Annotated in this window: 23 protein-coding genes, 1 tRNA gene and 2 pseudogenes; 17 read left to right on the forward strand and 9 right to left on the reverse strand. The window is 58.6% G+C overall.

The features are described from left to right. The first annotated feature begins 109 nt into the window (after window positions 1-109). From PCOSP_RS01430 to PCOSP_RS01475, 10 genes and pseudogenes are all read left to right on the forward strand, one after another. Window positions 110-3022 carry an aminotransferase gene (locus PCOSP_RS01430; RefSeq protein ID WP_139646319.1) on the forward strand — a complete coding sequence of 971 codons (2913 nt, stop codon included), beginning with the start codon at window positions 110-112 and terminating at the stop codon, window positions 3020-3022. A 263-nt stretch (window positions 3023-3285) separates the two neighbouring features. Further along, on the forward strand, window positions 3286-4164 hold the full coding sequence (aguB, locus tag PCOSP_RS01435) for an N-carbamoylputrescine amidase (RefSeq protein ID WP_464710154.1): 879 nt from the start codon (window positions 3286-3288) through the stop codon (window positions 4162-4164). A 3-nt stretch (window positions 4165-4167) separates the two neighbouring features. Next, a pseudogene (aguA, locus tag PCOSP_RS01440) lies at window positions 4168-5273 on the forward strand (agmatine deiminase). Between the two features lie 243 nt (window positions 5274-5516). Beyond that, complete coding sequence (locus PCOSP_RS01445) at window positions 5517-5717, forward strand: hypothetical protein (protein WP_041021061.1); 201 nt, start codon at window positions 5517-5519, stop codon at window positions 5715-5717. Window positions 5718-6004: 287 nt separating this feature from the next. Continuing rightward, complete coding sequence (locus tag PCOSP_RS01450) at window positions 6005-6679, forward strand: DsbA family protein (RefSeq protein WP_175361939.1); 675 nt, start codon at window positions 6005-6007, stop codon at window positions 6677-6679. 240 nt (window positions 6680-6919) lie between these two features. Continuing rightward, window positions 6920-8206 carry an OprD family porin gene (locus PCOSP_RS01455; protein ID WP_464710155.1) on the forward strand — a complete coding sequence of 429 codons (1287 nt, stop codon included), beginning with the start codon at window positions 6920-6922 and terminating at the stop codon, window positions 8204-8206. 232 nt (window positions 8207-8438) lie between these two features. Beyond that, window positions 8439-9185, forward strand: a complete 747-nt coding sequence (locus PCOSP_RS01460) for a 2OG-Fe dioxygenase family protein (protein ID WP_139646329.1) — start codon at window positions 8439-8441, stop codon at window positions 9183-9185. Window positions 9186-9198: 13 nt separating this feature from the next. After that, entirely contained in the window at window positions 9199-9636 is a 438-nt protein-coding gene (locus PCOSP_RS01465) for a GNAT family N-acetyltransferase (protein WP_175362009.1), read from the forward strand. Then, window positions 9633-10346 (forward strand): AzlC family ABC transporter permease, encoded by a 714-nt coding sequence (locus PCOSP_RS01470; protein WP_139646331.1) that lies wholly within the window; start codon window positions 9633-9635, stop codon window positions 10344-10346. The genes PCOSP_RS01465 and PCOSP_RS01470 overlap by 4 nt, the downstream gene beginning before the upstream one ends. Next, complete coding sequence (locus PCOSP_RS01475) at window positions 10325-10642, forward strand: AzlD domain-containing protein (RefSeq protein WP_139646333.1); 318 nt, start codon at window positions 10325-10327, stop codon at window positions 10640-10642. Before PCOSP_RS01470 ends, PCOSP_RS01475 begins: the two co-directional genes overlap by 22 nt. On the opposite strand, the gene PCOSP_RS01480 is transcribed toward PCOSP_RS01475, so the two are convergent. Continuing rightward, entirely contained in the window at window positions 10559-11485 is a 927-nt protein-coding gene (locus PCOSP_RS01480) for a LysR family transcriptional regulator (protein WP_139646335.1), read from the reverse strand. The genes PCOSP_RS01475 and PCOSP_RS01480 overlap by 84 nt on opposite strands. A gap of 378 nt (window positions 11486-11863) precedes the next feature. Between PCOSP_RS01480 and PCOSP_RS01485 the strand changes: the two genes are divergently transcribed. Both PCOSP_RS01485 and PCOSP_RS01490 read left to right on the forward strand, forming a co-directional pair. Further along, window positions 11864-12274, forward strand: coding sequence for an MbcA/ParS/Xre antitoxin family protein (locus PCOSP_RS01485; protein WP_139646337.1), 411 nt, complete (start codon window positions 11864-11866; stop codon window positions 12272-12274). Next, window positions 12274-12950: pseudogene (locus PCOSP_RS01490) on the forward strand (RES family NAD+ phosphorylase). The gene PCOSP_RS01485 and the pseudogene PCOSP_RS01490 overlap by 1 nt, the downstream one beginning before the upstream one ends. A 70-nt stretch (window positions 12951-13020) precedes the next feature. Here the strand turns inward: PCOSP_RS01490 and PCOSP_RS01495 are convergent. Beyond that, window positions 13021-14628: a methyl-accepting chemotaxis protein gene (locus PCOSP_RS01495; protein WP_464710157.1), complete on the reverse strand. Its 1608-nt coding sequence runs from the start codon at window positions 14626-14628 to the stop codon at window positions 13021-13023. Window positions 14629-15037: 409 nt separating this feature from the next. Between PCOSP_RS01495 and PCOSP_RS01500 the strand changes: the two genes are divergently transcribed. Continuing rightward, complete coding sequence (locus PCOSP_RS01500; protein ID WP_139646343.1) at window positions 15038-15973, forward strand: alpha/beta fold hydrolase; 936 nt, start codon at window positions 15038-15040, stop codon at window positions 15971-15973. 491 nt (window positions 15974-16464) lie between these two features. Here PCOSP_RS01500 and PCOSP_RS01505 read toward each other — a convergent pair whose 3' ends face one another. Further along, entirely contained in the window at window positions 16465-17112 is a 648-nt protein-coding gene (locus tag PCOSP_RS01505; RefSeq protein WP_464710159.1) for a TetR/AcrR family transcriptional regulator, read from the reverse strand. A 108-nt stretch (window positions 17113-17220) separates the two neighbouring features. On the opposite strand from PCOSP_RS01505, the gene PCOSP_RS01510 reads away from it, so the two are divergent. The 4 genes from PCOSP_RS01510 to PCOSP_RS01525 all read left to right on the forward strand — a co-directional run bounded on the left by PCOSP_RS01510 (window position 17221) and on the right by PCOSP_RS01525 (window position 20470). Continuing rightward, window positions 17221-18114 (forward strand): NAD(P)/FAD-dependent oxidoreductase, encoded by an 894-nt coding sequence (locus tag PCOSP_RS01510; protein ID WP_464710160.1) that lies wholly within the window; start codon window positions 17221-17223, stop codon window positions 18112-18114. A gap of 103 nt (window positions 18115-18217) precedes the next feature. Further along, on the forward strand, window positions 18218-18607 hold the full coding sequence (locus PCOSP_RS01515) for an antibiotic biosynthesis monooxygenase family protein (RefSeq protein ID WP_024778022.1): 390 nt from the start codon (window positions 18218-18220) through the stop codon (window positions 18605-18607). Window positions 18608-18635: 28 nt separating this feature from the next. After that, entirely contained in the window at window positions 18636-19508 is an 873-nt protein-coding gene (locus tag PCOSP_RS01520) for a class I SAM-dependent methyltransferase (RefSeq protein ID WP_053193159.1), read from the forward strand. A 320-nt stretch (window positions 19509-19828) separates the two neighbouring features. Next, window positions 19829-20470, forward strand: a complete 642-nt coding sequence (locus tag PCOSP_RS01525; RefSeq protein ID WP_464710162.1) for a BRCT domain-containing protein — start codon at window positions 19829-19831, stop codon at window positions 20468-20470. A 177-nt stretch (window positions 20471-20647) separates the two neighbouring features. On the opposite strand, the gene PCOSP_RS01530 is transcribed toward PCOSP_RS01525, so the two are convergent. The 6 genes from PCOSP_RS01530 to PCOSP_RS01555 form a co-directional block, all read right to left on the reverse strand. After that, window positions 20648-20723: transfer RNA gene (locus PCOSP_RS01530), tRNA-Thr, on the reverse strand. 416 nt (window positions 20724-21139) lie between these two features. Beyond that, window positions 21140-22393 carry a methyltransferase gene (locus tag PCOSP_RS01535; protein ID WP_464710164.1) on the reverse strand — a complete coding sequence of 418 codons (1254 nt, stop codon included), beginning with the start codon at window positions 22391-22393 and terminating at the stop codon, window positions 21140-21142. Next, window positions 22374-23063 carry an ABC transporter permease gene (locus tag PCOSP_RS01540; protein WP_041023462.1) on the reverse strand — a complete coding sequence of 230 codons (690 nt, stop codon included), beginning with the start codon at window positions 23061-23063 and terminating at the stop codon, window positions 22374-22376. Before PCOSP_RS01540 ends, PCOSP_RS01535 begins: the two co-directional genes overlap by 20 nt. Beyond that, window positions 23060-23755: an ABC transporter permease gene (locus PCOSP_RS01545; protein ID WP_139646362.1), complete on the reverse strand. Its 696-nt coding sequence runs from the start codon at window positions 23753-23755 to the stop codon at window positions 23060-23062. Before PCOSP_RS01545 ends, PCOSP_RS01540 begins: the two co-directional genes overlap by 4 nt. 78 nt (window positions 23756-23833) lie before the next feature. Beyond that, window positions 23834-24589 carry an ABC transporter substrate-binding protein gene (locus PCOSP_RS01550; RefSeq protein ID WP_175361887.1) on the reverse strand — a complete coding sequence of 252 codons (756 nt, stop codon included), beginning with the start codon at window positions 24587-24589 and terminating at the stop codon, window positions 23834-23836. 13 nt (window positions 24590-24602) lie between these two features. Beyond that, a complete protein-coding gene (locus PCOSP_RS01555; protein WP_464710166.1) occupies window positions 24603-25376 on the reverse strand; it encodes an ABC transporter ATP-binding protein in 774 nt (257 codons plus the stop codon). Window positions 25377-25564 lie beyond the last annotated feature (188 nt).

Below are 25564 nucleotides of genomic sequence, written 5' to 3' on the forward strand. Positions count from 1 at the left end.
AGTCTGCAAGAAAGGTGCGTACGCCTCTCTTCCAACAAAGAGGGGTTGCTTATTCTTCAACTCAATGGCGTGATAGGTGTTCAATAAAAACCACATCAGGGGTCGTTGTATGCCGCTCGCTACGTTGGTTCACCGTGCCAGTTTGCCAAGCCCACAGATCAGCGCCGAGCAGGCGTTGGTGCTGCTGCGCTTGAACTACGGACTCAGCGGCGACCTGCGACCCCTCGGCAGCCAGCAGGACCTCAACTACCGCGTCGACAGCGAGCGCGGGCGATTTGTGTTGAAAATTTGCCATGGCGACTACGCCGTTCAGGAGCTCCAGGCCCAACATGCGGCTCTCAGGCAATTGGCCAATCACGGCACGGTAAAAGTGCCACGGGTGATTGTGGCCAATAACGGCCAGGATCTGTTGACGCTCGACGTCGACGGACAGGCGGTCCATGTCCGGCTGCTGGAGTACATCGACGGGCAGCCCCTGACCCAACTCAAGCATCTGGGGCAGGAGCTGGTGAGCGGCCTGGGGCGCTTGTGTGCGGAAATCGATCTGGCCTTGGCCACGTTCGATCATCCGGGCCTGGAGCGCACCCTGCAATGGGACGCCCGCCATGCCAATGCGCTGATCGGCCATCTGCTGCCGGTCATCCAGGACGATCAACGGCGTGGTCTGATCGCCGAGGTTGCGCAACAGGCCGAACGACGCCTGCATCCGCTCAAGGCCCACCTGCCGGTGCAAGCGATCCACATGGACCTGACCGATGACAATGTCGTCTGGCAGCGCGATGCCCAGCGCCAGTGGCAATTGCAAGGCGTCATCGATTTCGGCGACCTGATCCGCACCTGGCGCATCACCGAGTTGGCGGTGACGTGTGCGGCGTTGCTTCACCACGCCAATGGCGATCCGTTCTTCATCCTGCCGGCGATCCAGGCTTATCACGGGACGAACCCGTTGCAGCGTGAAGAGCTGCTGGCGCTCTGGCCGCTGATTGTGGCGCGTGCCGCCGTGCTGGTGCTCAGTGGCGAACAACAGGTTTCCATCGATCCGGACAACGCGTACAGCCGTGCCAACCTGGAGCATGAATGGGAAATCTTCCGGGTTGCCCACTCGGTGCCGTTCGAACTGATGGAAGCGGCAATCCTGAGCGCCGTTGGCCAGAATCTGCCACCGATTGTCAGTGAAGGCTTTGTACCGCTGTTGCCGACCCTGGTGGGCCGTGAGTTCGCGCTGATCGACCTGGGCGTGCTGAGCCCGCATTTCGAGGCCGGTAACTGGGAGCAGCCGGGTATCGATCAGCGTCTGTTGAGCGAAGCTGCCACCGTTCACGGATTGGCCGCCAGCCGTTACGGCCAGTATCGGTTGTCGCGCACCCGGCCGGACAGCGCGGTGGAGCCTGATACCTGCGCGCTGCATGTGGAACTGCATGTACCTCGCGACACGCCGCTCGAGTCGCCGTTCGCCGGGGTGTTGCACAAGACGGCTGATGGCATGCTGCAACTGGACAGTTCTCAGTTGAGCATACGGCTGTGGGGTGTGGCATCGCCGCTGCATTCCGGGGCTGCACTGGTCAAGGGACAGGTCTTGGGCGAAGTGGTTGGTCCGTTGCGGGTGCAGTTATGCCGAGGCGCGCACTTGAACCCGCCGCTGTTCTGCACGCCGTCCGCAGCCCCGGCCTGGCAGGCGTTGTGCCCTTCACCGGCGGTATTGCTCGGGCTGGCTTGCGACGCAGAGGAGGAAGTCGACGCCAAGGCGTTGTTGGCCCGTCGCGATGCCAGCTTCGCCCGTACCCAGAAACACTACTACGTCGACCCGCCGCGCATCGAGCGTGGCTGGCGCAACCACCTGATCGACATGCAAGGGCGCTCCTACCTCGACATGCTCAATAACGTCGCGGTATTGGGGCACGGCCACCCACGCATGGCGGCCGTGGCTGCCCGGCAGTGGTCGCTGCTCAATACCAACTCCCGTTTTCACTACGCGGCGATTGCCGAGTTTTCCGAACGGTTATTGTCACTGGCGCCGTCAAACATGGATCGGGTGTTCCTGGTCAACAGCGGCACCGAGGCCAACGACCTGGCGATCCGCCTGGCCTGGGCCTACAGCGGCGGGCGGGACATGCTCAGTGTGCTAGAGGCCTACCATGGCTGGTCGGTGGCGGCGGACGCGGTCTCGACGTCCATCGCCGACAACCCCAAGGCCCTGAGCAGCCGTCCGGACTGGGTGCACCCGGTGACCGCTCCCAACACTTATCGCGGTGAATTCCGTGGTCCCGACAGTGCGCCGGACTACGTGCGCAGCGTCGAACACAACCTGGCAAAAATTGCCGAGCAAAAACGCCAACTCGCCGGTTTCATCTGCGAGCCGGTGTACGGCAACGCTGGCGGTATTGCGTTGCCACCTGGCTATTTGAAGCAGGTCTATGGGCTGGTGCGCGAACGGGGCGGCGTGTGCATCGCTGACGAGGTGCAGGTCGGCTACGGGCGCATGGGCGAGTTTTTCTGGGGCTTCGAAGAGCAAGGCGTGGTGCCGGATATCATTACCATGGCTAAGGGCATGGGGAATGGGCAGCCGCTGGGGGCTGTCATCACCCGCCGGGAAATCGCCGAGGCGTTGGAAGCCGAAGGTTATTTCTTCTCGTCGTCCGGTGGCAGCCCGGTCAGCTGTCAGATCGGCATTGCCGTGCTGGATGTCATGAAGGAAGAAGGGCTGTGGGAAAATGCCCGAGTGGTGGGCGGTCACTTCAAGGCACGGCTGCAAGCCCTGATGGACCGATACCCATTGGTCGGCGCGGTGCATGGGTCCGGGTTCTATCTGGGCCTGGAACTGATCCGCAACCGCGAAACCCTGGAGCCTGCGACCGAAGAGACCGCGACGCTGTGCAATCGCCTTCGGGAGCTGGGTATCTTCATGCAACCCACCGGTGATTACCTGAACATCCTCAAGATCAAGCCACCGATGGTCACGACCCGTCAGAGTGTGGATTTCTTCGTCGATATGTTGGAGAAGGTCCTGGACGAAGGACTCTGAACCGAGGCTGATGCTCCAAAGCAGGAGCCTGCTCGCGATGCCGGATGGAAAGTCGCATCGCAAGCAGGCTAGTTCCTCCAGACTGATCGCGAGTATTTTCCGATTTTTATCGGCGATAATCGCGATTTTTTTTCGCCTAGATATTTTTAAAGCTTTTAAGTTCGATTTTTATCGGCTATAAAGTCTTCGTGCCGAAGCCATGGTCGCTTCTTGCTCGCCGTTATCCTCTTTGTCATCCGCTGCACATCGCCCGGAGATGATTCATGAGCCGTATCGTTACCGTTGCCGCCACTCAGATGGCCTGTTCCTGGGACCTTGAAGCCAACATCGAGACCGCTGAAAATCGGGTTCGCGAGGCCGCAGCCAAAGGCGCCCAGTTCATCCTGATCCAGGAATTGTTCGAGACTCCGTACTTCTGCCAGAAGACGAACCCGGATTACCTGCTGCTGGCGACCTCGGTTGAAGAGAACGTAGCCATCAAGCATTTCCAGAAGCTGGCGAAAGAGCTGCAGGTTGTGCTGCCGATCAGCTTCTTCGAACTGGCCGGACGTGCGCGTTTCAATAGCATTGCAATCATCGACGCCGATGGGCGGAACCTGGGTGTGTACCGCAAGAGTCACATTCCGGACGGTCCCGGCTACCATGAGAAGTATTACTTCAACCCGGGGGATACCGGCTTCAAGGTCTGGAATACCCGTTATGCGAAGATAGGCGTAGGCATTTGCTGGGACCAATGGTTTCCCGAATGTGCCCGCAGCATGGCGCTGCTGGGTGCGGAAATACTGTTCTATCCGACGGCCATCGGCAGCGAGCCGCACGACAAGACCATTTCGTCACGTGATCACTGGCAGCGTGTGCAACAAGGCCATGCCGGCGCCAACCTGATGCCGCTGGTGGCCAGCAACCGCATCGGCAATGAAGAACAGGACGGTTACGACATCACCTTCTACGGCTCGTCGTTCATTGCCAATCAGTTCGGCGAAAAAGTCCAGGAACTGAACGAAACCGAAGAAGGTGTATTGGTGCACAGCTTCGATCTCGACGAGTTGGAGCGTATTCGCAGTGCCTGGGGCACTTTCCGGGATCGTCGTCCGAACCTGTACGGACCGATCAAAACCCTCGATGGCTCACTGGAGTCCTGATTCATGACAACGTTGCACAGCACTCCCCGCGCGGATGGTTTCTACATGCCTGCCGAGTGGGCAACCCAGACCCAGGCCTGGATGATCTGGCCGGAGCGCCCGGACAACTGGCGCCTGGGCGGCAAGCCCGCGCAGGCTGCCCACGTAGCGGTCGCCAAGGCCATTGCCCGTTTCGAACCGGTGACCGTGGCGGTGTCTGCGGCTCAATACGAAAACGCCCGGGCGCGCCTCGATGTACCGAATATCCGCCTGGTGGAAATGTCCAGCGACGACGCCTGGGTCCGGGACACCGGCCCGACGTTCGTCATCAATGACAACGGCGAAGTACGCGGTGTCGACTGGGATTTCAACGCCTGGGGCGGTTTTGACGGCGGCCTGTATTCACCGTGGAATCGGGATTCGCAAGTCGCCAGCAAGATCCTTGAAATCGAGCGCAGCCCGCGTTACCGCACTGAAGGTTTCGTGCTCGAGGGTGGTTCCATCCACGTCGATGGCGAAGGCACCGTGATCACTACCGAGGAATGCCTGCTCAATCGCAACCGTAACCCGCACTTGAGTCGCGAAGAAATCGAGGCCGTGCTCAGCGCCCAATTGGCGGTGGACAAAGTCATCTGGTTGCCGGATGGCCTGTTCAATGACGAAACCGACGGCCATGTGGACAACTTCTGCTGCTACGTGCGTCCTGGCGAAGTGTTGCTCGCCTGGACCGACGATCCACAGGATCCGAATTACGCACGCTGTCACGCCGCGATGGATGTGTTGCAAAACAGCACCGACGCCCAGGGCCGCTCTTTCATGGTGCACAAAATGCCGATTCCGGGGCCGTTGTATGCCACCGAAGCAGAATGCGCCGGTGTGGATGCGGTGGAAGGTTCCCAGGAGCGCAATCCGAGCGTGCGACTGGCCGGATCCTACGTCAACTTCCTGATCGTCAATGGCGGCATCATCGCGCCAAGCTTCGACGATCCGCTGGATGCTACGGCCAGGGAGATTCTGCAGAACCTGTTTCCACAGCACGAAGTGGTTATGGTTCCGGGTCGTGAACTGTTACTGGGGGTGGGAATATCCATTGCCTTACTCAACAGCAACCGGCGCCGTACACAAAATGAGTGGCGATGTAACAGCAAGGTGACGTTGGTTACAGCGGCCTTGCATGACGGTTTTTGGATCCAACCAAGCAAGCCCGCAGCCCGATTGGGGTGCGGGCTTTTTTGCGTCTGTTTATTAGCGGTGCCGGATACATTGGCATAGCTCTTGTATCTGCATCCCGGCAGTCCGGAGTGCGGAGCTGCGTTGTTTTGTAATAAACCTTGGATAAATTGGCCGCTCATCAACCAGGAGAGGGCGCTGGAATGAATATGATAAGCGAGCGCACATGCCATCCCTTGGCCGTTAATGGTGAGTCGCTTCAAGCCCTGGCGCAGTGGTTGAAATCCAATGGAACGCGTCAGATCAGAGAACCTGATCCGCGTCGGCTGATCATGGAGCGCTACCCCGCTGGGTTGTTCAGCGAGGCGGAGTTGGAAGCGTTGTGGGATGTCATGCAAGGATAAGAATTCGACGGATTGATAAAAAGCGCTGGCCGGGATGGCAGCGCTTTTTTTATGTGCACGAACCAGAGACTGAAACAGCCCCTGTGGGAGCGAGCCTGCTCGCGATGGCGGTGTACCGGCTGGCATCGGGGTAACTGATCCATCGCTATCGCGAGCAGGCTCACTCCCACAGGGGACACGGGATTTGACCGATTCACGAAACAGACTGAAAGCCATTTCGACATTTTTCCGCGAGGTCCTCGAGGGTACGCTGCCGTTATTCAGTCCTGACGGCGAGCGGAGTTTCCATGACCACCCTTCATTACATCTACGACCCGCTTTGCGGCTGGTGCTATGGCGCCAAGCCGCTGGTGCAGGCCGCCCGTGCGGTGCTGCCGGTGATCGCCCATGGCGGCGGCATGATGACCGGTGCCAATCGCCAACCGGTCTCACCCCAATTGCGCAATTACGTGATGCCCCATGACCGGCGGATCGCCGAATACACCGGCCAGCCGTTTGGTGAGGCCTATTTCGAGGGATTGCTGCGGGACGAACGTGCGGTGTTCGACTCGGCGCCACCCATCGCAGCGATTCTCGCTGCCGAGCAACTGGGTGGACGGGGGTTGGACCTGTTGGAGCGCTTGCAAACCGCACATTACGTTGAAGGCCGCAGAATTGCCGATGAAACGGTGCTGCTGGAACTGGCCCAGGCTATCGGACTTGAATCCAAGGCATTCCAGTCGGTTTTCACCGTGGTTGATGTGGAGGCTCATATCAAGGCCAGCCGTGCCTTGCTGGCCCAGGTCGGTGGCCAGGGCTTCCCGACCTTGGTCTTGCAACAGGATGGACAGTTCACGCGTGTGGACATTGGTCCTTGGCTTGGCAAACCCGAGGCATTCGCCGAGTGGTTGAATCTGTCCTTGCCGACGCAGGCCTCTTCTCCGACCCCGGTCTGCAGCCTGGATGGATGTTCGGGGTCTTAGACGTTTTTCGCCTGATTACAGACGATTAACGAAATTGACACATTCTTGAAGGCACGGCTAGGATTCGTCCCACGCCTGTGGCTAACAGCCATGACTCTTAAATAATAAAAAGGCCCGACACGATCTTTCGTGGGCGGGCCTTTTCATTATTTCAGGGGCAAGAGTCCGAAAAAGAGTGCAAAAAGCGCCATTTCGGCTGCCGGTCGCAGTGCGTATCAACCCATTACAAGGAAAACAATTATGTTGAACACGCGCATCGGTTTGATCGCACTGGGGATTTTGAGCACGACACACGCCATGGCCAGCGACCAGTCTGAGTCCAAGGGATTTGTTGAGGACAGCAGCCTGAAAGTGCTGTTGCGCAACGCGTATATCAACCGTGACTACAAAGACGGCAACAAGGACAAGGCCGAATGGGGCCAGGCGGCCATCGGTACGTTCTCGTCCGGCTTCACCCAAGGTACTGTCGGTGTGGGGGTGGACGCCTTTGGCCTGTACGCATTGCGTCTAGATGGTGGCAAAGGCCGCAGCGGTGCGGACGGCATCGACTTCTTCAAGCAAGGCGACAGTGGTAATGCGGCGGATGACCTGTCCAAGTTCGGTGCAGCAGTGAAGTTCCGCGTCTCCAACACAGTGTTGGCCTACGGTGACCAGATGCCGGCCTTGCCAGTGTTGAGTTACGACAACTCGCGGCTGCTGCCGGAAAGCTATACCGGCACGCTGATCACATCCAAAGAGATCAAGGGCCTGGAACTGAATGCCGGCCGTTTCACCGCTGAATCGCGCAAGAGCGCCGAAGGCCGTGACAGCGGTGGGTTGAAGTCGATCAACGTATTGGGCGGCAGCTATCAGTTCACCGAGCAGTTCAAGGCTTCGCTCTACGCCTCGGATGTCGAAGATGTGCTGAAGAAGCAATACGTCAACGCCAACTATGTATTCCCACTGGCCAAGGATCAGTCCCTGACACTGGACTTCAACGGCTACCGCACGAAGCTGGACAACGACTACGTTCGTGAAAACAACGTCACTGGCGACGACAACAAGATCTGGAGTCTGGCCGCCACCTTCGCCACCGGGCCGCACAGCTTCACGCTCGCTCATCAGCGCAGCACCGGCGACAGCAACCTGGGCTATGCCTACGGTGGCTATCAGCGTGAACAGAATCGGGTGGGGGACGGTGGCAACACGATCTACCTGGCCAACTCCTACTGGTCCGACTTCAATGCTGAAGACGAACGCAGCTGGCAACTGGGCTACGGCCTGGATTTCACCACCTTCGGCGTCCCCGGCCTGACCTATAACGTCGCTTACGTGCGTGGCGATAACATCACCACCTCCACCAGCGAAGGTGGCACCGAGCGCGAGATCTTCAACCAGCTCAAATATGTGGTCCAGAACGGCCCGGCCAAGGATCTTAGCGTGAGGTTGCGCAGTTCTGTCCTGCGTGTTTCGCAGAAGTCCAGCGAGTACAACGTCAGCGGCAACGAGCTGCGAGTGTTTGTGGATTACCCGATCAACGTTTTCTGATGCCTGATCGCGTTACCTGAACCAGAAAAAACCTCGAATCAGATTCGAGGTTTTTTTGGCTTCCGGTGCCAGAATATTGCTGTAATCGACTGTTTTCCCGATAAAAAGTCGTACTAATGGCTCTTCACCCTTCGTTTCAAGTATGTCTTGAAATGACTCAAATTCTTTTTCATGGACGGAAATTTTGCACCTACTAGATTAGGCCGCTCAATGCAGTGGAGACCTAATAAAAATGATCGTTCTGAACAGGGAAGTGGGCGAAGCGCTACGACGTGACAAATACGTTAACGTCCGCGGTGGAGACTTCAATCTCTACGGTCATTTCGGCGACTTTGTCCGGCTGACCAAGAGCTGGGACAACATGGAGCCCGACAGCTACTACGGCCAGGCCGAGTCAGGCATGCGTTTTCGCCGTTACAGCGACTTCGAATACAACCCCCAGACCCGTGAGCTCAAGCAGCTCGAACATCGGGCCTATATCCAGTCCAAGGCCAACAACAGCTACGTCGGGGGACTGGAGCGGCACTTCCAGGATTTCTCCAACGAAGTGATCAACTCCCCGGTGATGCGCAGCCTGATCGACACGGACTTCGAGGTCTACAAGAACGTCCTGCCGCAGGAACTGCATGATGAAATCTGGCAGTGCCAGATCCATCAGATCCGCATCGAGATCAAGCCGGGTAAACAACTGGAAATCACCCCCGAAGGCATTCACTGCGACGGATATCCGTTCAGCGGTGTGCATTTCTGGGGCCGTCACAATGTGGCGGGCGCGGAGAGCCGGTTGTATACCGCCCAGGAAGAACAATTGGCGGCGGTTACCTACGAGGACATCCTCGATACGACGTTCTTCCTCGATCGCGACATGCGTCACTACGTGACCCCGGCTCGCAATGTCCACAGCCATGAAATGGCGTTCAGGCAGATCCTGGCGATTTCCTTCTCGCGGCCCGGGACCGCTTTTGACATTGTTCGCTGAACAGCTGGTACCCATGGACGACCCGGAGCAGCAGGTGCTGTTGCGCCGGGCGATGGTCAGGGATGCCGAGCGAATGGAGCAGTTCTTTCGCGCTTTCGACGAAGTGTCGTTCTGCGAATGGCAGGATGCCCGGTTCTTGCGGGGGGTGTTGTTGCAGGAAACCACCACGGCGTACCTGGCCATCGATGCCACTGGCAGCGTGGTGGGCGCCGTGATTGGCGGTATGCTCGGTACCCGTGGCACCATCAATCACCTGGCGGTCAGCCCAAGGCATCGTACCCGGGGCCTGGGTCAGCGCCTGGTGGAAGCGGCATCCGCCGACATGAAGCGGGTGGGCGTGCTGCGCATGTTCCTGTTCGTCGACGATGCTAACCTGGCCGGCAAGCGTTTCTGGGCGGCCCAGGGGTTCTGCGAACCACGGGGTGAAATCACTTTCGAGAGGGATCTATGAGCAAGACTTCCAGCCAGCCGCTGGTGGTCGAACCACAAACCTCGCGTACCTTCGCCGAAGCCAGTCCGGTGGTCGCGGGTTATTTTACGGTTTCGTTTGTGTTCGGTCTGATGGCGGTCAACGCCGGGTTACCCTTGTGGTTGCCGGTAGCGATGTGCCTGTTCGTCTACGCGGGCGCCTCGCAGTTCGCGGCGCTGGCGTTGATCTCCAGCGGGGCGTCGCTGACCACCATCGTGCTCACTACATTCCTGATCAATGCGCGACACATGTTGATGTCGGTGTACATGGCCAAGGCCCTGCGTGCGCTGGGGCTCAGTCGTTTCGAGCGCTGGTGCTACGCGTCAGGGCTGACGGACGAGTCGTTCGCCTTCCACAGCGTCAAGTTGGGTAGTGGCGCGCCGGTGAGTGTGCGCTATCTGATCGGCTTCAACCTGTTCTGTCATACGTCCTGGGTGCTCGGCGGCTTATTGGGTGCCGTGTGTGCGCAGTACGCTGCGCACCTGATCAAGTATCAGCTCGACTATGCCTTGACCGCGATGATGCTCTACGTGCTGGTTTCGCTGTGCAATACCCGTAACAAGCTGATCGCGGCCCTGGCGGCCGTCGTCTGCATGGGTGGGCTGAGCCTGCTGGGCAGTTCGCCATTCAATGTCTTCATTGCCACGTTCGTTGGCTGCGGGGTGGGCGTATGCCTGACCAAACGTTCCTGATCCTGGTCGTGGGCCTGATGATGGTCGTGACCTTCCTGCCGCGGGCCTTGCCGTTGCAGGTCAACACGGAACACTGGCCGCCCTTCATTGCCCGTGCCCTGGAATACCTGCCGGTGGCGATCGTCGCTGCGATCAGCCTCACCCCGTTATTGATCAAGGATCAGCAGATACAACTCGACCGCCCGGAGCTCTACGCCGCGATTCCGACGCTGTTATGTGCGTATTTCAGCCGTAACCTGTTTCTCAGTGTGGCGGTGGGCACGGCGGCGTATATCGCGCTCGGTTCGTTCCTGTAGCGCGAGGTCCACTACATCGTGCAGCGCCTGGCCGGACAGTTCAGGATTGTTCACTGCCAGGCGTACCTCGAGAGAGTCCTCGAAGTCGGGGAAGATCGTCAGGCCGTTGCGCAGTGCCGCATCCCGGGATACCAGCCCCAGGCCATCGAGTTGGGTGATCAACGACAACGTCAGCGTTTCGCTGCAGGAATACACCATTCGCTGACTTGAGCCATATTCGCTCAGCCCTGCGTCGAGAAAACGGAGGAAGCTGTGGGAATATGGACACTCTTCTGCGGGACGTACCTGAAACCTGTCTCCGAGCAAACCGAGGGAGTCGCCTTCGTTGCCACAATGGGCACCCACCACCCGAACCTGTACATCAGGCATTGTGATGCTGGAAAAGCCGCTCTGCTGCGCCCCGATCAGGATGGCCAGGTCAAAATCTTCATTCTTGAGTTTGCTCAGGTTCTCCATCGATTCGGCGTAACTGAATTCCAGCTGATACTGGGGGAAGACGGCTATCAACCGATCGATCATCCGCCGGTTGAACTCCGCCGGCAGGGTGGTATTGAGCGCCATTTTCAAGGTGCGCTGCCGCGGCTTCTTGAGCGCCGTGACTTTCTCTTCGAGCTGGCGTGTGGCCACCAGCACCTGATCCATGAAAGGGGTCAGTTCCGAGCCTTGGCTCGTCAACGTCAGGCCCTTGTTCGAACGCCTGAACAGCCGGAAACCAAATTGTTCCTCGACCTTGTTCAACTGCGCCGCCAATGCCTGCACCGTGAGGCACGAATGTTCCGCGGCCGCCGACAACGAGCCGGTCTGCACGATGCGCATGAGGTTGCGTAGGGTTCTGCTATCCATGAGGTAATGCCCTCTGCTTAAGTGGGCTCGCTATTGTTGTGCACTTGGCCCGGGTCAGGCGGTGCATGCGGCTATCATCGTGCAGCTTGCCACGGTTGTCGCGGTTTTGTGGTGAAAAGCTCCGGTAGGCGCTGTTTGGAGCTTATGTGGGATTTTGGTTTTTTGCTGGTTTGGCGCGTGTTGGCTTGTGTAATTCTTCTTGTCAGGGCTGAGGCCAGGCAATCAGGCGACAAAACCCGTGGGAGCCTTGATTTCAACTGACGGGTATTAGCAGGGCCTGAATTCAACTTTGGCTTGTTCGTTTGCGAATTAAATATTAATTTATATCCGTATGTGTACTATGCTCTAAGCGTCACCCGTAAAAGGAGCCCAAATCCCATGGCTACTTCCTCCATCACCCTCAACGCACAGCAACAACTGGATTCCCCGGACGCGGGTCGAATTGCGTTGAAGTTTTTCTTCAACCTCATGGAGTTGTGGGGCTGCAGCGTCGAGCAACAGCGCACGTTGCTGGGCAAGGTGGGGAACACGACCTTCTACAAGTACAAACAATTACCCACCAACGTCAGGTTGCCCCGTGACACCTTGGAGCGTATTTCCTATCTCATGGGTATCCACAAGGCGCTGAGCATCATCTTCAGCAACAGCCGGGACCGGGCCTATCAATGGGTCAGCAGCCCCAACGCCGCTGCGCCGTTCAATGGCCAGTCGGCGCTTTCCTACATGCTGGCCGGGCGAGTGGTGGATATCGCCGATGTGCGGCGCTACCTGGACGGAGTGCGCGGTTGATGACGCCACCTCTGACAGAGCCGCAATGGAAGGGTGCCTATCGGATCGTCAACAGCAGCTTCCCGCCGATCACGCTGTTCGAAGACGTGCTCGATCCCGAGGATTTGCCCACGGCCTATGCCTTGGAAGCGCTGACCAACGATCGGTTGATGGAAGAGGCCGGCGTGCTGTCGCGGGTACGTCCTGAAGACCGGGTTTCCGGGCCTGGTTCCTCGCCGGTGATGGCGGCGTTCACCCATATCGGCAAGAGCAGTCGCTTCAGCGACGGCACCTTTGGTGTCTACTATGCCGCCAGCAGCCAGGAAGCCGCCATTGCCGAGACTTGCTATCACCAGGCGCGCTTTCTCGGGGCAACCAATGAGCCGGATCTGGAGTTGACCATGCGCACCTACGTCAACCAAGTCATCAAGCCCTTGCACGACATCCGCCACGACTACCCCACCTCCACGACCCGGACCCCACCGCCTACGGCCCGTCCCAGGTATTCGCCCGGCAACTGCGTGAAACATTATCCTGGGGCCTGCTCTACAACAGCGTCCGCCTGCCCGGCCACGAATGCGTCGCCGCATTTCGCCCACCGGCGGTTTCGATTCCAGTGCAGGGCAAGCATATCCGGTATGTCTGGAGTGCCCAGAAGCGGGAGATTTCGTTTGTGTTTGAGGTGAGTCAGGTCTGATTCGAAAACAAAAGCTCTAGCAGAATCGGCTTCGTGGCGAGGGGGCAAGCTCCCTCGCCACAAATAGAACTTAGATCTTGAACTGCTGCACCGAAGACTGCATCGACCCCGCGGCAGTGTTCAGTTGAGTGGCGGTTTGCTGCAGATGGTGAATAGAGAGTGTGTTTTCCCGTGACTGGGCGGCAATCGACTCCACCCGCTGAGCCATCTCATCACTGGCCTTCGATTGCTCGGCAATCGTCTGGGAAATTTCCTCGACCACTTCGGCGGCATGACGGGCGCCAGTGCGGATTTCGCTGATGGACACCCCGGCCTGTTGGGCCAGGTTCACCCCCTCGTCCACGCGACTGACGCATGCCTGCATGTTGGACACGGCATCCCGGGCACTGGTCTGGATACGCTCGATCATCACAGTGATTTCCTGGGTGGACTGGGTGGTGCGCGCCGCCAGGTTGCGCACTTCATCGGCGACCACGGCAAAACCCCGACCGGCCTCTCCGGCGCGGGCAGCCTCGATGGCGGCGTTGAGCGCCAACAGGTTGGTTTGCTCCGCGATACTCTTGATCACCTGGATGATGGAATGAATGTCTTCGGACGAAGCATCCAGGGCCGTAATCTTGCTGGAGGACTGATTGACCACCTCGGCGATGCGGCTCATGCCTTCCACCACCCCGAGAATCACTTGCCCGCCGCTGCTCGCCAGTTGTTCGGACTGCGCCGAAATCGTCCGGGCGCTGTCGGCATGCTGATGGATCTGGCTGATGTTCGCCATCATCTGCTCCATGCTCGCCGCCATGCTGGTCGCGCTCTGGGCCTGTTGATCGGCGCTGGAGACAATTTGCCTGGCAGTGTCGCCCAAGGTACGGGAGGTACCATGCAACTCGTCGCTCTGACTGCGGATCGTGGCGATCATTTGCCGCAGGTTGGCTTGCATCTGTTCAATGACGCTCTGCAATTGGCCCAGCTCATCCTTGCCGTGCGCCCCCATGGACCGCTGCAAATCGCCTTGGGAAATCGCCTGGGTATTGAGGATGATTTTATTCAACGGTGTGAGCACAGCGTTGACCAAGCTCCAGGACGACAGTATCAGTGCCGCACAGGTGGCCAATAACGTCCCGATCAGCCAGCGCCCCGAAGACTGGATGCTCTCATCCTGATGCTCGCGAGAAGCCTGGGCCTGATTCTCGATCAGCTCGCTCACGGCTTCATTACGCTCTTCCAATGCCGAAAACGCTGCGTTGAATTCCGTCCGCAGCGCTTGTATATCCTTGGCGCCACCCAGCACCTTGCCGATCACCTGCTTGGCTTTATCAATGTAGGTATCGGCCTGTGGTTTCAATTCGACGATGGCCTTGGCGACTTCCGCCGGCAACTTCGCCTCGGCGTTCTCGGCAATCACCTTGCGCATCCGCTGCGAATGCTCGTCAAACGCTTCCTGCACTTCCTTGGCTTCCTGAACATTACCGGGCGTTGCCAACAGCGCAGCCAAGACATCGGCACGAATGGCATCGTGCATCATGTCCGCCTCCATGTGTTTGCGCATGGCTGAAATACTGGTTTCGTTCTCCGCCAGGGATGCGGTCATGGAGGTATGCCCCCACAACCCGATACCGCCGAGTAGAAGAGCAAAGAAAAGACTGACCAACCCCGAAGCTATGATCTTGGTGCGGATCTTCATTGTCGATTGCTCCTGGAGCGGCGATTTCTGGGCAAGTGTAGTCGAGCGCCTGTGAGGGCTTGGGGCAGTGATGCGTCTATTGAGGGTATCGGCAAGGGAGAAATTAAATGAATGCCGCATAGCGCCTTGCGGCGAGGGGGTGGGCATTCACTGCCCTGAATTCCGATGTGCGGATCGCTTACCTCTATTTGAATAGTCTTGAGAGCGCTAAAGGGAGTAGCCATGCCCCCGCCGTTTATCGGAACTGTCATTCCTGACAGTGCCAGCGGACCGAGGAATCCTCCACGCTGACGCTGAAAGACATTCGGTTTTTTCAGGCCCGTTACTAATGCTTGATCCGCCTGTTTAGTCTCGGGAATCAAGGTTCGGAGTGATGCTCCGGGTCGTCCGGCTCAAGTAAGGTGTCAGAATGAATCGGCTTATTCATCCAGGCGTAATGTCCGCCTCGTCAGATGGAGCAAATATTGTCGTTGACGGTGCGACATTCAGAAGTGAATACGCGAACGTAAACGGCATTCGCATGCACTATCTGGTGAGCGGTAATGGTGAGCAGCCGGTCTTGTTGATTCACGGGTTTCCAGGAAGCTGGAGAAATTGGAAATCCCTGATGGGAAGACTCCTGCGCGCGGGCTATACCCCTATCGTTCCAGATTATCGTGGCGCTGGAGAAACGGATATCTCGAAGGATGGATACGATAAAAAGAACATGGCACGCGACCTCCATGAATTGGTCGCCGTTCTGAAACTGGGGCGACTGGATATTGTCGGTCACGACATGGGGCTGATTGTCGCCTACGCCTATGGCGCACTCTATCCGCAGGAAACCAAGCACATCATTTTGATGGATGGATTCGTCCCGGGACTCCCAGGCTGGGAAATCCCTTATAACGGCAATCCGGCGAATGGCACTGCCAGCAAATGGCATTTTCGTTTCTTCGGCGAAACAGCGTTGAAAATGATTCGAGGGCAGGAAAAAACTTATCTGGACATGTTTTTTGATGAGTTCGTATATCCAGGCAACCCTAAAGTTGATGATGAGGTGCGCAACGCATTGGTAATGGATTATTCCCGGCCTGGACGAATGGAAGCGGCATTCAAACTCTATTCAGCTTGGGTGGAAAGCGATGCAAATGACAATCAGGCGTTTGCTCAGAACAAATTGGCCGTACCAGTACTCACCATCGGCGGAGATCACTCAAGAGGCAAGACGTTGGCCGAGCAGGTAAACCATATCAGTTACCGACCGCATTCACTGATTTTACAGAACACGGGTCATTGGGTACTGGAAGAAAAAGCGCAGGCTACCGCCCAGGCAATTCTGGATTTTCTGCAAGATCGTCAATGACGAGTATCGATGACGCCACAGTGCAGTGACGTGGGCGAAAGGAAAGGGAAGCTCAGAACGTAGGCTGACGCTTGTTACGTCATTTATTTACGTAAGGGAAAAACAAAGCCCCCGCATTTCTGCGAGGGCTTTGTCTTGTATGGTGCCGGCACCAGACGGACGGTATCTTTCGACTGAGCCAGGTTTTCCAGGCGCCTGGAATTCGCTGGAAAACTCGGCGTACCCCAACTAGTAACTATGAATAAATCAGCTAGGTATGGCGTTCGGTGGAATCAAGTTCGGGATATTTGAGATGTAAGTACGCTGTCGGTCTGTAAGTAATTTAGAGCCGCATTCAGAGACAGAGCACTCGACCCCAGTCACGGAGTTGCCAGTTCGTGAAATGCTGAAGGTGATCCACCAACGCAGCGTTTCGATACTGTCGCCATATTGGCGCGCGCCAGTCCAATATGACGAAGTACCCGGCCAAGCTACCCGGAACAATAAAGTTATTATTCGCCCGCGTGGTCGGTGCGACTGTGCGCGGCGATGAACATGGCGACGGCCGACCGGCAATAGGATTCTATTTCGTCGTCGTCCTCTGCTCTCGCCTCATCGAAGCGCGCGATAATCAGGAGATCGGATCCTTTGAAAAGCGCGGCAAACAAGCGGGCGGACTGGAGAGGATCAGGCACGTTCAGAACCGCCTTCGCGTGCAACTGACGCAACAGGGCCTCGATTTGGGCGATGACATAGGCGGGGCCGGCTTCGTATTGGCGCTTGCTTAACGACTTTTGATTTGTCTTGTCGGCCATGATCATGGCTTCGACACTCCGCACGTCCGGACTCAACAGCGTGCGAAGCAGGGTTGATCCCACCGCCATTAGCTGATCTTCGGCCGAACCGCCGACGCCTTCAAAAAGGGCTTGTGGTGCAAACTGCTGGCAGTGGGCCGCGATGGCTGCGCTGAACAGCGCCTCCTTGTTCTCGAAGTGCCGATAGATGCTTAGCTTGGATATCTTCGCCCGCTTGGCGACCTTATCCATGGTCGTCGCTTGAAAACCCAATTCCACAAAAAGTTCGCACGCGGCGTCGGCTATCGTTTGGCCAAGCGCCTCGTTGGCCGGCCGGCCGCGCCGGCTCTGGCTGTTTTCGCTCATAAAAAATTCCAGTACTTGACAGTATTCTAATTCTTGAATTAGGGTACTCCAAAGTATCTTAAGTGTGCAAGCCAATCCCCCTTAATCCACAGTGCGGAGCCCATCACCATGAATGACGTCATCATCATCGGCGGCAGTTTTGCAGGTCTTGCCGCCGCCTTGCAGCTCGGCCGTGCCCGGCGCAAGGTCATCGTTCTCGACACCGGCCTGCCGCGCAATCGCTTCGCCGACCACTCGCATGGCCTGCTCGGCCACGACCACAAGCCACCACTGGAGATCCTGGTCGAGGCACGGCAGCAGCTGGCGCGTTATCCCACGGTCAGGCTGGTCACTTCCTGTGCCGAGAGCGTCTGCGGCGCTATCGACGATTTCTCTGTCCTCACTGGCGATGGCGAAAGCCTCAGGGCGCGCCGCCTGATCCTGAGCTATGGCGTCGCCGACCAGATGCCTGAAGTTCCCGGCTTTGCCGAAGGCTGGGGCAGCTCAATCGTGCCTTGCCCCTATTGCGACGGCTTTGAGGTTGCCGGTCGGCATTGGGGCCTCGTCTGGTCCGGCCCGCCGTCGCACAACTACGTCAGGCTGTACCACGACTGGACCGAAACGCTGACGGTCTTCGCCGATGGTCACGACATTCCAGCCGATATCCGGGCCGATCTGGCACTCCGCCATATCCCTGTCGTCGATGGCAGGATCACTGAAATCGACCATGACGAGAGCCATAACGCCATCGTCAGGCTCGACGCCGGCCCTTCTGTCGCGGTCGACATCCTGTTCGCGCATCCGCGCAACAAGCCATCCGCGCGCCTGCATGAATCGCTGGGCCTCGCCACGGTCAATACGCCCCAGGGCATCGCCCTCAAAGTCGACGAGCGCCGCGAAACCAGTATGCCCGGCGTTTACGCCGCAGGCGACCTCGCCAATCCCCTCATGTCTTCGGTCACCACGGCATCATGGCAAGGCGCGATGGCGGGAATCTTCGCCCAGCAGTCGATGCTGGTTTGAGAGCACAGATACCCTTCTTCGGTTGTCGCAGGCTACTAAAAGGCTGCTTCCAAGCAGCATCGATCATGCCATTTTCAATTTCGCAGTAGACGGGAGCATCACCATGGCCGACCTAAAGCCGCAAGACCGTAAATTCAAACCGCTAGACGATAAATTCCCGCTTGAGCGCCAACTCGGCATCGCGGCCGCGCCAGTCGTGCTAATCAACCTCTTCACGCTCGATTACGCCGACGAAGCGGGCTTCCTGGACGCTTTCAAGGCGGCCGCCGAGATCATAACCAAGCAACCGGGCTTCATTTCCATGCAACTGCATCGAGCGATCGGCGATAGCCCGACTTATCTGAACTATGTGGTGTGGGAATCCACCGAGACGGTCCGCGCCGGCCTCACCCATCCCGAGTTCGTCGCGAAGCTTTCGGCCTATCCGTCATCCGTCGTAGGCAGCCCGCACCTGTTCCAGAAGGTCGCCGTCCCCGGCTTTTGCACGGCCTAGTTAAGGCGAATCAAAACGAGGAGATGTCATGACAGAGCAAAATGCCTATCAGGTAGCCGACTGGAATGGCCAAAGTGGAGAGTACTGGGCCGCCAACCAGGCCCGGCTCGACGCCATGTTCGCGGTGTTCGGCCAGGCCGCGATAGAAGCCGCCGCGCCTGCGACGGGCGAACGCGTGCTGGACGTCGGCTGCGGCGCGGGTGCCTCGAGTCTGGCTCTGGCCGCTCGGGTCGGCGCGGGCGGCCATGTGCTAGGCGTGGACATATCCGAACCGTTGATCGGCCGAGCGCGTGCGTTTGCACCAAAGGATACGCCGGTCCTGTTCCGGGTGGCCGACGCCAGCAGCACCGAGTTGCCCGAGGGAGCGTTCGACATCCTGTTCTCGCGTTTCGGGGTGATGTTCTTCGACGATCCGACTGGGGCGTTTGCCCATATGCGGCGTGCGCTGCGGCCGGGCGGGCGGGTCGCTTTCGTCTGCTGGCGCGGCGTGGCCGAGAACGATTGGCTGCGCCTGCCGATGGGCGCGATCAAGGACATCGTCCCGCTACCCGCGCCGCCCGGTCCCGAAGCGCCCGGCCCGTTCTCGTTCGGCGACCGGGGACGAGTGACGCGCATCCTGACGGCGGCCGGATTTACCGATATCGCTATCGCGCCCTTCGATGCTTCCATCCCGTTCGGCGAGGGCGGGACGCGGGACGCGGCGATCGACGACGCGGTGAAGATGGCCTTCGAGGGCGGCCCGCTGTCGCTTGTGCTCGCGGATCAGCCCGACGACATCCGCGCCCACGCCTGGGCCGCGGTTCGTGCCGCCTTCGCGGGCCTCCCCGGCGAGCGGTCGGTGATGATCGACGGCGCGGCGTGGATCGTCATGGCACGCAATCCGGCAGCTAGCAGCGACTAACAGGGGAGACGCCCCCGCACGGTGGATCGAGGGGGATTTTCCTAAGCGATGAGTGAGTAATTGCATGGTCAGCAAATAGTAATAGCGCGTCGATTCAGTGTGCTGGTTTAGCTGGTGATTCAAAAACCACTCAAGGTGTTTTCTCTGCCAAGTCCATGGATTGTCGCGTTGCCAGCGCTCCCGAAAAAGGGGGCGGATTTATTTTCTTGTTCAGAAAATGAGGGAACCGTGCACAGGAATGCTACGTTTCAATACAACATCCCCTCAGCCAGTATTGCTTACGTATCGAGCCAAGACGCGCACCCAAAGGAGACCCCGTAATGGACCTACACAGCGAGTTCGAAAACAGCAAATTCTTCAACCGCACACGCATCGACCGGCGCGCTGCCGATGCCTTGTTGGGGCTGGCGGCTGGGATCACGGCGGACGGTGTCGTGAACACCAGCGAAGCGATTTTTCTTAAGCGGTGGTTGGAGAGCAACCTCGTCCATCTGAATGACCCGGTGATCAATCTGCTGTATTCGCGTTTGGCATCCATGCTTCAGGACGATGCTCTGGACCCGGAAGAGTCTCTTGAGCTGCTTAACGTGCTGCGTAGTTTTTCTGGCGTGGATGTTGAGAACTCGAAGGTTGGCGGGACTGTTGTCGTTGCTCCGACGGACTTGCCCTTCAATTCTCCGGCCCCTGATTTGGTGTGGGATGGCCGAATGTTTGTATTTACAGGCGTCATGGCTTTTGGGCCGCGTAAAGATTGTCAGGCATTGGTGGAAGAGCGTGGCGGTTTGATTGGGGGCGGGGTGAGTAAGAAGGTGCATTACCTGGTGGTCGGCAGCGTGGGTAATGAGCAGTGGCGGCACAGTACCTATGGAACGAAGATCATGAAGGCAGTGGAGCTGCGGGAGGCGGGTGCTTCAATTGCTATTGTGGGGGAGGATCACTGGCAAAAGATGCTGTTTGGTTGAGGATGCTCGGTCGTGGTGTTCTGAGAAGGCCGTCTTGTCTTGGCCGAAGGACTGTCGGTGGGTTTGACGGCCTCATCGCGAGCAGGCTCGCTCCCACGGGTTTTTCCAGGGAGTGGACAAAAGTGAACACCCTGAAACAACAAAGCCCCCGCATTTCTGCGAGGGCTTCGTCTTGTATGGTGCCGGCACCAGGAATCGAACCCGGGACCTACTGATTACAAGTCAGTTGCTCTACCATCTGAGCTATACCGGCGTGTGGGCGACGATTATAGCGATTGAGTGATTTCTGTAAACCCCTGAATTTTGACTATTTTTGCCAGGACCGTAGGTCGGGTGCGAACCGGAAGCTTTCGGGGTTTGTACAGGGCCTGGCAGGTGCGGTTGTTCGGGATGTCCTGTTGCTGGCTTCGACCTGTTTGGTGCCGGTAGGGATGTAACTGCAGGCGCATTTCCTGCCCTGATTTCGACCGTTATGCCGATTTGCTTGAGCGCTTATGCACAACGGACCCGACTGGACGGGTGGCGTCTTGCGATTTTGTGACAGCCTTCTCATTCGCATGCAAATGACTGTTTTAATGGTTTTTTATTCTGATGAACAAAAAATGACCAGTCATGATTTGCTCAACAAAACGCGGATTTATTGGATCCCGGCATATTCCATCAACAGAGTTATCCACAGGCTGTTTCACCTTGGCAACGCTCTGCCAGCAGCATCAGATTTCGCGGCGTAATGGGTGTTTCGCAGAAAGTGCCAAGGCGAACGTCGTAGCCTTTTTCAGTCAGGAAAAGTGCTCGATCCAATGCCAGCCAAAGCTCCAGCGGCCGTCGGAACAGGCCGCGCACCAGTTCCAGGTTACGCACCTCGATCAAGCGTTGATGACCCGCTGCTTCCAAGGCGGCCCAATCCGGCGTGCCGGTGATGGAGAGGTTTTTCAGGGCTGCCAGATCGATGCAGTACTGGGCGAAGGATTTATCCAGCCACGCGGTGGGTAACGAGGGGGTGGGGAGGTAGTCGTTGCGGCCTCGGATCTGTCGTTGCAGCAGGTCGAAACCCAGGCGCCGGGCCATGGACTGATCTCGTTGTCTGCGCACCCGGGCCCCGGCGGTAACGGTTTCGGTCAGTGGCAGGCCGAGATCATCGACGGACAACTGCAGGGCGGAGCCTCGGGCGGCGCTGGACAGTGGCTGATAATGGTCAGCGTTGATGCGGTTATAGCAGCAGGGTGCAATAGCTAACTGGGCGCAACCGGCGGCGCTGGCCAGTTGCATCAGCCGGACGTGCAGGTCGCCACAGGCGTGCAGGGCTACTGGCGTGTGCTCGGCCTGGATCGCCTGGGCCGCCTCCGGTGCCAATACGTCTTGTTGCAGATGCGTGGCGGCCAGGTGGTGACGCTGGCTCAGTTGCTGGCCGTTGACGACCAATGCGGGATCGTATTCCAGGCAGGTCAGCTGTTGATCGCCGTGCAGCAAGCGTCTGCCGAGGTGGCCTTTGCCGGCGCACCAGTCGAGCCAATGGGTCGGTTCGGTGGAGAATTGCAGGCGGCTGGCGAAGGCTTCGATCTGCTGCCACTTGCGACCGGGCACGTCGACGTTGAGGCGCTGGGTTGGCGCTTCGAGCCGTTTGCCGGGTAATGCTGCGACGGTGCTCAATGCGTGGGAAAACATCGCCAGTTCCGGAAACGGCGCTGGCGCCTGTTCAGTCAGCCAGGGCTGGTGATGATCGTTCTCTGCGTCTTCCAGCGAGCGCCTGCGTAGCCACTGGGCGAGTTCCGGATGGGGCGCTTCCCAAGGCAGTTGCAAGTGGGTAAACGGGCGTGGTTTCCACAGCGTCTGGTGTGCCGTGAGAAATCCATCCAGCTCGATGAAACGGGCGAGCAGCGCTGCGCCCGTCAACACGTCGGTTTCAGCGCCCCTGGCAGGCATCGACGCGTAACCAACGTTCTAGCTGCTTGAAGCCTTGCACCAGCAGGAACGCTATCACCAGATAGAACAAACCAGCCGCGAAAAAGATCTCCACGGGCAGGTAGGTTCGGGCAATGATGGTGCGGGCCATGCCGGTGAGTTCCAGCAGGGTCACCGTGCTCGCCAGGGCGCTGGCCTTGAGCATCAGGATCACTTCGTTGCTATAGGCCGGCAGCCCGATGCGCGCGGCGCGCGGCAGCATGATGTAGAACAGCGCCTTGGGCCGCGACATGCCCAGGGCTCGCGCGGCTTCGATCTCGCCTTTGGGGATGGCCTGGATCGCGCCGCGCAGGATCTCGGCGATGTAGGCAGCGGTGTGCAGGGTCATGGTGGCGGTGGCGCACCAGAACGGATCCCGCAGGTACGGCCACAATGCGCTGCTGCGTACGGCATCGAATTGCGCCAGGCCGTAATAGACCAGAAACAGTTGGACCAGCAGCGGCGTGCCGCGGAAAAAGAAAATGTAGGCGTAGGGCAGTGCCCGCACGTACCACAGGCGCGACGAGCGAGCGATGCCCAGTGGAATCGCCAGCAGCAGGCCGGCGATCACTGCTATGGCGACCAGTTCCAGGGTCAGGGTTGCGCCCTGGGCCAGTTTCGGCAACCACTTGATGATAACTTCCCAGTTCATTGGGTGCTCCTGGCAAAGCCGCGGGCGGCGCGTCGTTCCAGCAGGTGCATGCCGATCATGGCGAGGACTGTCAGGCCCAGGTACATGAACGCGGCCACCATGTAGAAGGTGAAGGGTTGCTTGGACACGGTCACGCCGATCTGTGCGTGGCGCATGATTTCTTCCAGACCGATCACCGAGACCAGTGCGGTGTCCTTCATCAGGATCATGAAAAGATTGCCCAGGCCCGGCAGGGCAATGCGCCACATCTGCGGCATGATCAATTTGGTGAAGATCCGCCATTTCGACAGGCCCAGGGCCACGCCGGCTTCGCGGTGACCTTTGGGGATCGCCAGGATTGCGCCACGAAACACTTCCGTGGCGTAGGCGCCAAAGCACAGGCCCAAGGCGATGACACCGGCGGAGAAAGGATTGAGGGCCAGGTCCGGGTTGCCGAAGTACTTGCCCAAGGCTCCCATCAGATTGATGGTGCCGAAGTAGATCAGCAGCACCCAGAGCAATTCCGGGACGCCGCGGACCAGGGTCGAATAGGTGCCGCCAAGCCATTGCAGCGGCTTGTGGGCAGACGTCTTGGCCAAGGCGCCGAGCAGGCCGAGCACCAGTCCCAGGCACAGGGCCGAGAGCGCCAGTTTGACGGTCATCAGTGCGCCGGCGGCAAGCGCCGGGCCGAATCCGTAGAGGTCGATCATCATGGGTATGTGTTCATATCGCGGCAGGCTTTGCTAAGGGTCGGCGCTGCAATGCAGCAGCGCCGACCAGGCACGTCCGCATCAATAGATGCTGAACGGGAAGTACTTATCGTTGATCTTTTTATAGGTGCCGTCGGCAACGATTTCTTTCAGCGCGGCGTTCAGCTTGTTGCGCAGCTCGTCGTCACCCTTGCGCACGGCGATGCCGATCTTGTCGCTTTCCACCACCGGGTCGCCCTTGAACTCATAGGCACGGCCGGCGTCGGTTTTCAGCCAGTCGTAGTTCACGTATTTGTCCGCCAGGATCGCGTCGACGCGACCGGAAGTCAGGTCCAGGTAGGCATTTTCCTGGGTGTCGTAGAGCTTGGCAGTGATATCGCTGCCCAGTTCGTCTTCCAGCCAGGTGCCGGCGAGGGTCGCGCGTTGAGCACCGATGACCTTGCCTTTGAGCGAAGCCTTATCGGTCTTGAACTCGACATTCTTCGGTGCGATGAATTGCAGTTTGTTGGAGTAGTACGGGTCGGTGAAGTCCACGGCCTGCTTACGCTCTTCGGTGATCGATAGAGAGGAAATCAGGAAGTCGAACTTCTTGGCGTTCAGGGCCGGGATGATGCCGTCCCAATCGGAGGTGACCACTTCGCATTCGACTTTCATCTTGGCGCACAGGGCATCGCCGATGTCTTTGTCGAAGCCCACCACCTGGCCGCTGGCGTCTTTGTTGTTGAACGGCGGGTACGCCGCTTCGATGCCCATCTTCAGTTTCTCGGCTGCCATGGCGTTGGCCGAGAACACCAGGCTGGCAGCTGCGGCCAAAAGGAATTTCTTGTAAGTCTGCATATGCACTGCTCCGTTAGCGGTTGCTGGACATGAATTGTTTGCAGCGCGCCGAAAGCGGGTTTTCGAAGACCTGCTGTGGCGATCCTTGTTCTTCGACCAGGCCCTGATGGAGGAATACCACTTCACTGGAAACCTGACGGGCGAACCCCATTTCGTGGGTCACCAGCAGCATGGTGCGACCTTCTTCGGCCAGGGCGCGGATCACATTAAGTACTTCCTGGACCATTTCCGGGTCAAGGGCGGAGGTGGGCTCGTCGAACAGGATCACCTTGGGCTGCATCGCCAGGGTGCGGGCGATAGCGGCGCGTTGCTGCTGGCCGCCTGACAGCTCGGCAGGATAGGCGTGGCGCTTGTCGGCGATGCCGACCTTGGCCAGCAAGGCTTCGGCTACTTCAACCGCTTCGGCCTTACTCTGGCCGAGCACCCGGCGTGGGGCTTCGGTGATGTTGTCGAGCACGCTCATGTGGGGCCAGAGGTTAAAGTTTTGAAACACAAAACCAATCTCACTGCGCATGCGATTGATCTGTTTGCCGTCGGCCGCCACCAGCTCACCGTTTTTCGCAGCCTTGAGCTTGAGCGCTTCACCGGCCACCAGGATCTCGCCCTGATTGGGACTCTCCAGCAGGTTGATGCAGCGCAGGAACGTAGACTTGCCGGAGCCGGAGGAGCCCAGGATCGAGATCACATCGCCGTCGCGGGCGGTCAGCGAGACGCCTTTGAGCACCTCCAACTGTCCGTAGCGTTTGTGCAGGTTGCGGATTTCAAGCGCGGGCGTGGCCTGGGCCATGTGCGGTCCTCATGATATGTGCTCCCTTGCTGTTGGCAGCCTTCCTTGGCGAGGCGGCCAAGCTAGCATGCGTCCGAATGGCCGCCAACAGCGCTACGGGTGGTAAACCGGTGATGTGCGGCAGCTTGTCGCATCGGCACAGCAGACTGTCGCGCCATCAACAACCGAACGGCTGTTTGAACCGTGTT

Source organism: Pseudomonas sp. MAFF 730105 (genome assembly GCF_055380705.1).

Excerpts from the sequence above, each read along its gene's own strand:
- PCOSP_RS01430 (WP_139646319.1), top strand. The coding sequence starts at position 110 with ATGCCGCTCGCTACGTTGGTTCACCGTGCCAGTTTGCCAAGCCCACAG.
- aguB (WP_464710154.1), top strand. The coding sequence starts at position 3,286 with ATGAGCCGTATCGTTACCGTTGCCGCCACTCAGATGGCCTGTTCCTGG.
- PCOSP_RS01445 (WP_041021061.1), top strand. The coding sequence starts at position 5,517 with ATGAATATGATAAGCGAGCGCACATGCCATCCCTTGGCCGTTAATGGT.
- PCOSP_RS01450 (WP_175361939.1), top strand. The coding sequence starts at position 6,005 with ATGACCACCCTTCATTACATCTACGACCCGCTTTGCGGCTGGTGCTAT.
- PCOSP_RS01455 (WP_464710155.1), top strand. The coding sequence starts at position 6,920 with ATGTTGAACACGCGCATCGGTTTGATCGCACTGGGGATTTTGAGCACG.
- PCOSP_RS01460 (WP_139646329.1), top strand. The coding sequence starts at position 8,439 with ATGATCGTTCTGAACAGGGAAGTGGGCGAAGCGCTACGACGTGACAAA.
- PCOSP_RS01465 (WP_175362009.1), top strand. The coding sequence starts at position 9,199 with ATGGACGACCCGGAGCAGCAGGTGCTGTTGCGCCGGGCGATGGTCAGG.
- PCOSP_RS01470 (WP_139646331.1), top strand. The coding sequence starts at position 9,633 with ATGAGCAAGACTTCCAGCCAGCCGCTGGTGGTCGAACCACAAACCTCG.
- PCOSP_RS01475 (WP_139646333.1), top strand. The coding sequence starts at position 10,325 with ATGCCTGACCAAACGTTCCTGATCCTGGTCGTGGGCCTGATGATGGTC.
- PCOSP_RS01480 (WP_139646335.1), bottom strand. The coding sequence starts at position 11,485 with ATGGATAGCAGAACCCTACGCAACCTCATGCGCATCGTGCAGACCGGC.
- PCOSP_RS01485 (WP_139646337.1), top strand. The coding sequence starts at position 11,864 with ATGGCTACTTCCTCCATCACCCTCAACGCACAGCAACAACTGGATTCC.
- PCOSP_RS01495 (WP_464710157.1), bottom strand. The coding sequence starts at position 14,628 with ATGAAGATCCGCACCAAGATCATAGCTTCGGGGTTGGTCAGTCTTTTC.
- PCOSP_RS01500 (WP_139646343.1), top strand. The coding sequence starts at position 15,038 with ATGAATCGGCTTATTCATCCAGGCGTAATGTCCGCCTCGTCAGATGGA.
- PCOSP_RS01505 (WP_464710159.1), bottom strand. The coding sequence starts at position 17,112 with ATGAGCGAAAACAGCCAGAGCCGGCGCGGCCGGCCGGCCAACGAGGCG.
- PCOSP_RS01510 (WP_464710160.1), top strand. The coding sequence starts at position 17,221 with ATGAATGACGTCATCATCATCGGCGGCAGTTTTGCAGGTCTTGCCGCC.
- PCOSP_RS01515 (WP_024778022.1), top strand. The coding sequence starts at position 18,218 with ATGGCCGACCTAAAGCCGCAAGACCGTAAATTCAAACCGCTAGACGAT.
- PCOSP_RS01520 (WP_053193159.1), top strand. The coding sequence starts at position 18,636 with ATGACAGAGCAAAATGCCTATCAGGTAGCCGACTGGAATGGCCAAAGT.
- PCOSP_RS01525 (WP_464710162.1), top strand. The coding sequence starts at position 19,829 with ATGGACCTACACAGCGAGTTCGAAAACAGCAAATTCTTCAACCGCACA.
- PCOSP_RS01535 (WP_464710164.1), bottom strand. The coding sequence starts at position 22,393 with ATGCCTGCCAGGGGCGCTGAAACCGACGTGTTGACGGGCGCAGCGCTG.
- PCOSP_RS01540 (WP_041023462.1), bottom strand. The coding sequence starts at position 23,063 with ATGAACTGGGAAGTTATCATCAAGTGGTTGCCGAAACTGGCCCAGGGC.
- PCOSP_RS01545 (WP_139646362.1), bottom strand. The coding sequence starts at position 23,755 with ATGATGATCGACCTCTACGGATTCGGCCCGGCGCTTGCCGCCGGCGCA.
- PCOSP_RS01550 (WP_175361887.1), bottom strand. The coding sequence starts at position 24,589 with ATGCAGACTTACAAGAAATTCCTTTTGGCCGCAGCTGCCAGCCTGGTG.
- PCOSP_RS01555 (WP_464710166.1), bottom strand. The coding sequence starts at position 25,376 with ATGGCCCAGGCCACGCCCGCGCTTGAAATCCGCAACCTGCACAAACGC.